This is a genomic window from Streptomyces sp. NPDC058274 (assembly GCF_042881375.1).
Lineage (GTDB): Bacteria > Actinomycetota > Actinomycetes > Streptomycetales > Streptomycetaceae > Streptomyces.
Map to the genome: position 1 here is coordinate 268,763 of NZ_JBHVXW010000001.1, position 7,773 is coordinate 276,535.

General features: G+C 70.8%; 9 protein-coding genes. 3 read left to right on the top strand and 6 right to left on the bottom strand.

Going from position 1 to position 7,773, the window contains the following annotated elements:
• The first annotated feature begins 403 nt into the window (after positions 1-403).
• On the top strand, positions 404-853 hold the full coding sequence (locus ACFVYF_RS01260) for an RNA-binding S4 domain-containing protein (protein WP_389450578.1): 450 nt from the start codon (positions 404-406) through the stop codon (positions 851-853).
• A gap of 333 nt (positions 854-1,186) precedes the next feature.
• Here ACFVYF_RS01260 and ACFVYF_RS01265 read toward each other — a convergent pair whose 3' ends face one another.
• From ACFVYF_RS01265 to ACFVYF_RS01275, 3 genes are all read right to left on the bottom strand, one after another.
• On the bottom strand, positions 1,187-1,636 hold the full coding sequence (locus tag ACFVYF_RS01265; RefSeq protein WP_389448925.1) for a DoxX family protein: 450 nt from the start codon (positions 1,634-1,636) through the stop codon (positions 1,187-1,189).
• 172 nt (positions 1,637-1,808) lie between these two features.
• Positions 1,809-2,516, bottom strand: coding sequence for a class I SAM-dependent methyltransferase (locus ACFVYF_RS01270; RefSeq protein ID WP_389448928.1), 708 nt, complete (start codon positions 2,514-2,516; stop codon positions 1,809-1,811).
• Positions 2,517-2,599: 83 nt separating this feature from the next.
• Entirely contained in the window at positions 2,600-3,595 is a 996-nt protein-coding gene (locus ACFVYF_RS01275; protein ID WP_389448931.1) for an acyltransferase domain-containing protein, read from the bottom strand.
• 95 nt (positions 3,596-3,690) lie between these two features.
• Between ACFVYF_RS01275 and ACFVYF_RS01280 the strand changes: the two genes are divergently transcribed.
• Complete coding sequence (locus ACFVYF_RS01280; protein WP_389448934.1) at positions 3,691-3,966, top strand: DUF6343 family protein; 276 nt, start codon at positions 3,691-3,693, stop codon at positions 3,964-3,966.
• 202 nt (positions 3,967-4,168) lie between these two features.
• On the opposite strand, the gene ACFVYF_RS01285 is transcribed toward ACFVYF_RS01280, so the two are convergent.
• The 3 genes from ACFVYF_RS01285 to ACFVYF_RS01295 form a co-directional block, all read right to left on the bottom strand.
• Positions 4,169-4,549, bottom strand: a complete 381-nt coding sequence (locus ACFVYF_RS01285; RefSeq protein WP_389448936.1) for a tetratricopeptide repeat protein — start codon at positions 4,547-4,549, stop codon at positions 4,169-4,171.
• A gap of 50 nt (positions 4,550-4,599) precedes the next feature.
• Positions 4,600-5,208: a dephospho-CoA kinase gene (gene coaE / locus ACFVYF_RS01290; RefSeq protein ID WP_389448939.1), complete on the bottom strand. Its 609-nt coding sequence runs from the start codon at positions 5,206-5,208 to the stop codon at positions 4,600-4,602.
• A gap of 232 nt (positions 5,209-5,440) precedes the next feature.
• Entirely contained in the window at positions 5,441-6,379 is a 939-nt protein-coding gene (locus tag ACFVYF_RS01295) for a PAC2 family protein (RefSeq protein WP_389448941.1), read from the bottom strand.
• Between the two features lie 247 nt (positions 6,380-6,626).
• On the opposite strand from ACFVYF_RS01295, the gene ACFVYF_RS01300 reads away from it, so the two are divergent.
• The gene (locus ACFVYF_RS01300) at positions 6,627-7,589 is read left to right on the top strand and encodes a right-handed parallel beta-helix repeat-containing protein (protein WP_389448944.1); all 963 of its coding nucleotides are present in this window, start codon (positions 6,627-6,629) and stop codon (positions 7,587-7,589) included.
• Positions 7,590-7,773: the final 184 nt, after the last annotated feature.

Genomic DNA, 7,773 nt, shown 5'->3' on the forward strand with positions numbered 1-7,773 from the left:
GCGGTCGTCGTCGCCCGGGCAGGCGGCGAGCCGGCGGGCGGGCGGAAATTCCGTCCGGGGCTCCTGGGGCGGGGACTAAGGTCGAGACATGGCTTCCAAGGCTGCGGACGAGCACACGAAGGGCACGGGGGCCCACGCCGGCGCCGGCTCCTCTGCCGAACGGGACACCGGGGGCGGCGGGGACGCCGGGGGCGCCGGGGGCGGCGCGGGTTCGGGTGCGCGCTCGGGCTCGGGTGCACGTACGGGATCGGGTGCACGTTCGGGCTCGGGCTCGGGTGCACGTACGGGATCGGGTGCACGCTCCGGCTCCGGCTCCGGCTCCGGCTCCGGCTCCGGCTCCGGCTCGAACAACGGCTCGGGGTCGGGTGTGCGTACGGATGTCGGTACCGACGTCGGTACCGACGTGGGTGCGGGATCCGGCGACCCCGCCGCGGTCGCCGAGGCCGCCCGGCCCGCCAACGGTGAGAGCGTGCGCGTCGACAGCTGGATCTGGTCCGTACGTCTCGTCAAGACCCGTTCCATGGGCGCCACCGCCTGCCGTGGCGGACATGTCCGGGTGAACGGCGAACGCGTCAAGCCCGCCTATGCCGTGCGCGTCGGCGACGAGGTCCGGCTGCGGCACGCCGGCCGGGAGCGGATCGTGATCGTGAAGCGCGTCATCCGCAAACGGGTCGGCCCGCCCGTCGCCGCCGAGTGCTTCGTGGACAACAGTCCGCCGCCCCCGCCGCGCGAGGCCGTCGCCCCTGCCGGTGTCCGCGACCGCGGCGCGGGCCGCCCGACCAAGCGGGACCGCCGCGAGATGGAACGCCTACGGGGGCTCGGCGGCCCCGAGTCCGGCACCGACGGCCCCTGAACTTCCCGATGCCAGGGACATCCGCCTACGGCCACTGAACTCCGGCGCCGGTGGCATCACGCCGACGACCACTGACCTCCCGACGCCAGTGACAGCACACCGACAGCCACTCAGCTTCCGACGCCGGTGACAGCACACCGACGGCCACTCAGCTTCCGACGCCAGTGACATCACGCCGACAGCCACTGAACCCCCGACGCCGAGGTCATCACACCGACGGCCCCGCCGACTGTCGACGTCAGTGACCTCACGCCGGCTGTCCCTCGGCGAACGCCGGTGAGGGCTCCCCCGCCACGCCGGGGAGCCCTCGACCTCTGTACGGCCGTACGACGGTCACGGCCGCCGCCGCACCAGCCGGACCAGCTCGGCGTTGTGACTCCGGCGTGCCCAGGCGATCAGGGCGAGCGGCAGGATCAGGATGAGCGGGGTCGCCACGTACGGTCCGTGCAGGACGGTGACGTTCACGATGAAGGCGCCGACCATCAGCGCGCTCAGGGCCACCGCCGCCACCGAGGACAGCAGGGGGATCAACAGCGCGATGCCACCGGCCAGTTCGAGCGCGCCGATGATGTACATCCCCGTGCTGCCCCAGCCGAGCTTGTCGAAGCCCTCCGTGGCCGACGGGTCCGCGATCAGCTTGGGCAGCGCGCTCGCGATCGCGTAGAAGAGGCCGAGCACGATCTGCAGGGCGCCCAGCGAGATCCGGACGCGCCGTGAGCGGACGCTCGCGGTGGCCGGGGCGGAGGCGGTGACGGGGGTGACGGGAGCGGTGGTCTCGGACATCGGGGTCTCCTGTGCGAAGCGGTAGCCGGTGCTTTCAGGAGGTAGACCGGGCGTACGTCCGGAACTCATCGCCGTGGGCGGAAGTTTTCCTCGCCCTACGGCCAACCCGGGGGTCGGCACGCCGCATTGGGGGCTCCGCCCCCGGGCCCGCGTCCGCCCGAAGGGCTCGTCCTCAGACGCCGGACGGGCCGAAAGCCTCCCCCGGCGCTGGAAGGGCCCTCACCCACACCCCGTCCTCCGTCAGATAGCGGTCCACCCGCAGCCCTGCCGCCGCCAACGCGTCCTCGAACTGGTCCCTGGTCAGCGGGCGGGCGAGGAACCGCTGGGTCCAGGTGGCGTCCGGGAACACGTACTCCGCGAGGACCGAGTTGACCCCGTCTCCGACGGGCTCCGCCGAGAGCATGCGTACCGTGAAGCCGGAGGGGTCGACCCGCTCGCGGGGCAGGTTCTTGTGGTAGTCCTCGCCCTCGCGCTGGATCAACACGCAGCCGTCCTCGGCGACATGGCGTACGCAGGTCCGCAGGAGACCGCGGCGCACTTCGATGTCCCCGCTGTGCACCAGGAAGGACGCGAGCATCACCACGTCGAAGGTCTCACCCAGATCGAGGTCCTCGATCGGGCTGCGTATCGTGCGGGCCCCGCTGATCCGCTCGAGCATCTCGGCGGACTCGTCCACCGCGGTCACCGTGAATCCGCGCTCCAGGAGCGGGTGGGTGATGCGTCCGACTCCGCTGCCCAGCTCCAGGATGCGCGCGCCCGCGGGCACCGCCGCCGTGATGATGTCCGGCTCGTCACCGACGGGCAGCCGCGTATAGAGCTCGACCGCGCAGCCGTCCGGCGTGATCGCGCCCGGTCCCGTCCCCTCGTACCCCTCACGCATTTCAAGGCTCATACCCGTCCAACGGGCCGCTCCCGTCGGCTCGTTCCCGCCTGCCGACCACTCGATCGGGTGACATTCGCCGATCAGCCGGACGGCATCGCGAACCAGCCGTGTCCGCCGTACCAGTGGCCTCCCGCGCGCAGATGGTCGCCCACCGCCCGTTCGACGCTGTTGCGCCGGGGCAGGGACTCGACGGGCAGTTCGGGATCGCCGAAGACGAAGCCGACCGGCACGCTGTCGTCCGGGGTGTTCTCCTCGTGCGTCAGCTGGAAGCGGTCCTGGAAGCGGATGATGTTGGAGTCGGCCCGCAGATGGCGCTTGAGCTGGGGATCGAGCAGCCAGGAGCGGCAGACGGCGATCTCAAGGCGTTCGTCGGGGTAGTGGCAGGCGAAGAAATCCCGGGCCAGCGCGAGCGAGCGGTCGCAGGCGGAGGGGGACAGCGGGCCGCGGAAGTCGGTGATGTGCAGGCTCAGGCAGGGGTCGCCGTGGCGGAGACCGAAGCCCGCCTCCGCGACGGCCCGTCCCGTCTGCCGGCCGAGCCGGGCCCGCTGGAACTGCAGCCGTCCCAGTTGATACAGCTCACCGTGGAAGTGCAGCGAGATCCACCACGGGAACAGCAGCCCGGGCGTACCGAACCGTCTGTGGTGGACGGCGACATGCCGTCCCAGGTCGGCGAGCGTGCGCCGGGACACGTCGTCCCGGATGCCGCGCTCCCGGTGGTACGCGCGCACGTAGGGAAGCGCCGCGATGAAGACGTACAGGGGAAAGCAGCGGCCCAGGGCGCCTGCCGACGCGGGGAACACCGGCGGCTCCCATGCCTTTCCGATCTCCCCCATGTCCCGTACGAGGCGGTCGACGCAGCGCGCGAGGAGCGTCATCGCTTCCGCGTCCGCCGCCAACTCGGCCCCCAGCGCGACGAGTTCGTTGATGTGCTCGTGGGGGACGCTCAGGTCGAGCAGCACGTCCGGCAACTCGTCCGGGTCCGGAAGCGTCGCCTCCGCCCGGGGAGCGCCCTCGGTCTCCAGATCCCTCAGCCACTCGGCGACTCTCGTGTCCGCCCGCAGCGCTGTCAGCAGCACCGTCGCCTCCCCGTCGCGTTCCCGGGCCGCCGCCCTTCGCGACCGCCGTCCCTTGGTGAACCTGCCCCACCAGAGGTACTTTTTCAGAAGGAGCGATGATTCCGATGCGTACGGGCAGTGAACCGACGACAGCACGCAGTGCTCTGCGGCTGCGCTTCTGGCTGAGCGTCTGGGGTCTGATCTGGACGGTCGCCGGGACGGTGGGGTTCGCGCTCGCCGGGCGGCCCGGGTGGGCGGCCGCCTGCGGTGCCCTGTGGCTGATCGTCACCGTCGACATGGTCATGATCCTGCGGCACATCCGTCAGGGGCCGCACTACCAGCCGGGACGCGACATCCCGCCGTACCTGCCCCCGGAGCACCGCCACCCATAGAGCCTGTCCCTGTCCGGCGGATCATGCCGACGGTGCGGTGTCTGCCACGCCCGTCGGCGCCCACCGGTGCCGTCGCCCGGAGCCGGCCTCATCCGCCGGATACCCCCTCTCTGACAGAGCGCCGCAGCTTCCCTCCACCATGATCGACCGCACAGGTCCTGGCCGTTGAGCGCTCCGCGTAGCTTTGGGTACTCCGCGTACCTCAGGAGTCGAAGCCCGCCGCTTCCAGATACTGGGGTTTCGGGTCGAGCGCCGCCGCCAGCCGGAAGTGGCGCTTGGCCTGGTCGGGGCGGAGCTGGCGCTCGTAGGTGCGGGCGAGTGCGAAATGCGCGTACGCGTTGTCCGGCTCGCGCTCCAGGACGATGGTGAACTCCAGCTCGGCCGGACGCAGTTGAGCGGCCGCGAAGAAGGCACGGGCGCGCAGCAGACGCGCCGCGGTGTTCTCGGGGTGCGCGGCGATCACCGGGTCGAGCAGCTTCACCGCGCCCCGCGGATCGCGCGCGGCGAGCAACTGCTCGGCGGCACGGAAGTCGATGACATGCGTCTCCGGAGTTCGTCCGGTCCAACCGCTGGTCTCGGGCACGGCAGAGTCCTTCCCTTGCTGCACGGGTTCAACGCCCCCGGGAGGCCCCGCTATTCCTTGGCCGAGCGCGCCCGTCGTCCGAGGTCGGCCCATACCTCTTGCACGCGCTGCTCCAGCTCATCGAGCGGTACGTCGTTGTCGATGACGATGTCCGCGATCTCCAGGCGCTTCTCACGGGTGGCCTGGGCGGCCATGCGGGCGCGGGCGTCCTGCTCGCTCATGCCGCGCAGCCGCACGAGCCGGTCGAGCTGGGTCTCCGGGGCTGTGTCGACGACGACCACCAGGTCGTACAGCGGCGCGAGGCCGTTCTCGGCGAGGAGGGGGACATCGTGGATCACGACCGCGTCGGCGGAGGCTGCGTCCTCCAGCTCCCGGGAGCGGGCGCCCACCAGGGGGTGCACGATCGAGTTCAGTACGGCGAGCCTGTCCGGGTCGGCGAAGACGATCGAGCCCAGCTTGGGCCGGTCCAGGCTCCCGTCGGCGGCGAGCACGTCCTCGCCGAACGCCTCAACTACCGCGGCGAGCCCCGGCGTTCCGGGCGCGACGACCTCGCGCGCGATCCTGTCGGCGTCGATCAGTACGGCGCCGTGCTCGACGAACAGCCGCGACACCTCGCTCTTGCCAGCGCCGATACCGCCGGTCAGGCCCACCTTCAGCATGACGCGAAGCTTAGGGCCTGCCACTGACAGACCCCCTCACGACCCGGGGAACGGGCCCCTCCGGGAGGCTCGGGAGCCGGCCCCTCCGGGAGGCTCGGGAGCCGCCCCGCGCCGTGGCTCGGGAGCCGCCCCGCGCCGTGGCCCGGGAGCCGTCCCGCTCCGTCGCAGGTCGACCAGACTCGGGTCGCCGGGTGGTCGGGTGGTCGGGTGGTCGGGTCGCCGGGTGACCGGCTCAGGAATCGCCCTCGCGCTCCGCCAGGAAGCGTTCGAATTCGAGCCCGATCTCGTCCGCGGACGGGATGTCGACGGGTTCCGCGAGCATGTTCCCCCGCGTCTCGGCGCCCGCGGCGGCGTCGTACTGGTGCTCAAGTCCCTGGACGAGCGCGACGAGTTCCTCGTCGCCCTCCTGGATCTGCCGGTCGATCTCGTTCTGCGTGCGGTGCGCCTCGGTGCGCAGGGAGTGCGCGATGGCGGGAAGCACCAGGCCGGTCGCGGCGGTGATCGACTCCAGGACGGTCAACGCGGCGTCCGGGTACGGAGATCGGGCGATGTAGTGCGGCACGTGCGCGGCGATGCCCACCACGTCGTGCCCCGCCTCCATGAGGCGGTACTCGACGAGGGACTCGGCACTGCCGGGGACCTGCGCCTCGTCGAAGGGGCTGCGGTGGCCCGGCACCAGGTCGGTGCGGTTGCCGTGCGGGGTGAGGCCCACGGGGCGCGTATGCGGGACGCCCATGGGGATGCCGTGGAAGTTCACCGACAGGCGGACGCCGAGCCGCTCCACGATCTGCTGGACGGCCGCCGCGAAGCGCTCCCACTCGACGTCCGGCTCGGGGCCGGAGAGGAGCAGGAAGGGGGCCCCGGTGGCGTCCTGCACGAGCCGCACTTCAAGGGTGGGCTCTTCGTAGTCGGTCCAGCGGTCGCGCTGGAACGTCAGCAGCGGACGTCTGGCGCGGTAGTCCACGAGCCGGTCGTGGTCGAAACGCGCCACGACCTGGTGGGGCAGCGAATCGAGCAGCCGGTCGACGATCTGGTCGCCGGTCTCGCCCGCGTCGATGTACCCGTCGAAGTGGTAGAGCATGACAAGGCCGGCCGACTCCTGGGCGAGCGCCACGTCGACGACTGCCAGGCCCTTCGGCTCCCATGCGTACAAACCCTGCGGATCAAGCACTGTGACCGCTCCTCCTCGTGTTCGTACTCCACAACGTGGCGCGCAGGGCGGGCATTCCCCGCCCGTGATCCGAACCGGCCCCTCTTACCGACTTTTCAGGGAAGACGAGACGTGCCCACGGTGGCCGCCCTCCGGAACTGGTCCAGACCTTGACGCGAGCCCGCGACCCCCCTACGTTCATGTTCGCGCCCAGCGTTCACGTACTGGAACGCTCTTCTCTGTATCCGACGGGAAGGTCTCCCCCCACATGCGCATCCGACGCACACTCCTCATCCCGCTGTTCGCCGTGACGACGGCCACGGCCGGCTTCCTGCTGACCGCCCCCACCGCGGAAGCCGCGCAGGTCATCGAGGTCTCCACCGCCGCCCAGCTGAAGACGGCCCTCACCTCGGCCTCCGCCGGCGACACCATCCATCTCGCCGACGGCACCTACACGGGCAACTTCAAGACGACGACAGCCGCGAGTTCAGGCTCCCGGATCACCCTCACCGGTTCCTCGAAAGCGGTCCTCACCGCGAGCGGCGGCTACGGCCTCCACCTCAACGGCGCCTCGTACTGGACGGTCCAGGGCATCACCGTCACCGGCGGCCAGAAGGGCATCATGATCGACGCCGCCCAGGGCGTCGTCGTCGACACGGTCACCGTGCACGGCCTGGACATGGAGGGCGTCCACTTCCGCAACTCCAGCACGGACGGCGTGATCAAGAACTCGAGGATCTACGACACCGGCAACGACGGACGCGGCATGGGCGAGGGCGTGTACGTCGGTACGGCCGGCGGCACCTCCGACAAGAGTGACCGCATCCAGATCACCGGCAACACGATCGGCCCGGACGTCGGCGGCGAGAACGTCGACATCAAGGAGGGCACCACGGGCGCGACGATCACCGGAAACACCTTCGACGGCAGCGGTCTCACCGGCGCCAACTACGACGACTCATGGGTTGACGTGAAGGGCAACGACGTCGTCGTGGAGAACAACAAGGGCACGCTGACGACGAACAACGGCTACGAGACGCACACCCAGCAGTCCGGCTGGGGCTGCGGCACGGTGTTCCGGGGCAACACATCGACTCTGACGGGGTCCGCGGGCGACAAGCAGCTCGCCGTCAACGTGACGAACTACAGCGCGAGTTGCCCGACGACGGTGTACGCCTCGAACACGGTGACCGGCGGCAAGGGCCTCACCAATATCGCGGTGACACCCTGAGGCGAGTGACCGTCCCACGCACACCTGACAGAGAAGACTGACCGTCTCTCACGCACTCCGGACAGAGAAGAGCGACCGTCCGACGCACTCCGGACAGAGAAGTGGGGGGGGGGGGGCCGGGCGGGGGCGGCATGCCCGGCATATACAGGAGCCGCGATGGCGGAGACGGGAGCCCACCGACCCC

Coding starts and splice junctions, on each gene's coding strand:
- ACFVYF_RS01270 (WP_389448928.1), bottom strand. CDS start 2,516: ATGCGTGAGGGGTACGAGGGGACGGGACCGGGCGCGATCACGCCGGAC.
- ACFVYF_RS01265 (WP_389448925.1), bottom strand. CDS start 1,636: ATGTCCGAGACCACCGCTCCCGTCACCCCCGTCACCGCCTCCGCCCCG.
- ACFVYF_RS01300 (WP_389448944.1), top strand. CDS start 6,627: ATGCGCATCCGACGCACACTCCTCATCCCGCTGTTCGCCGTGACGACG.
- ACFVYF_RS01280 (WP_389448934.1), top strand. CDS start 3,691: ATGATTCCGATGCGTACGGGCAGTGAACCGACGACAGCACGCAGTGCT.
- coaE (WP_389448939.1), bottom strand. CDS start 5,208: ATGCTGAAGGTGGGCCTGACCGGCGGTATCGGCGCTGGCAAGAGCGAG.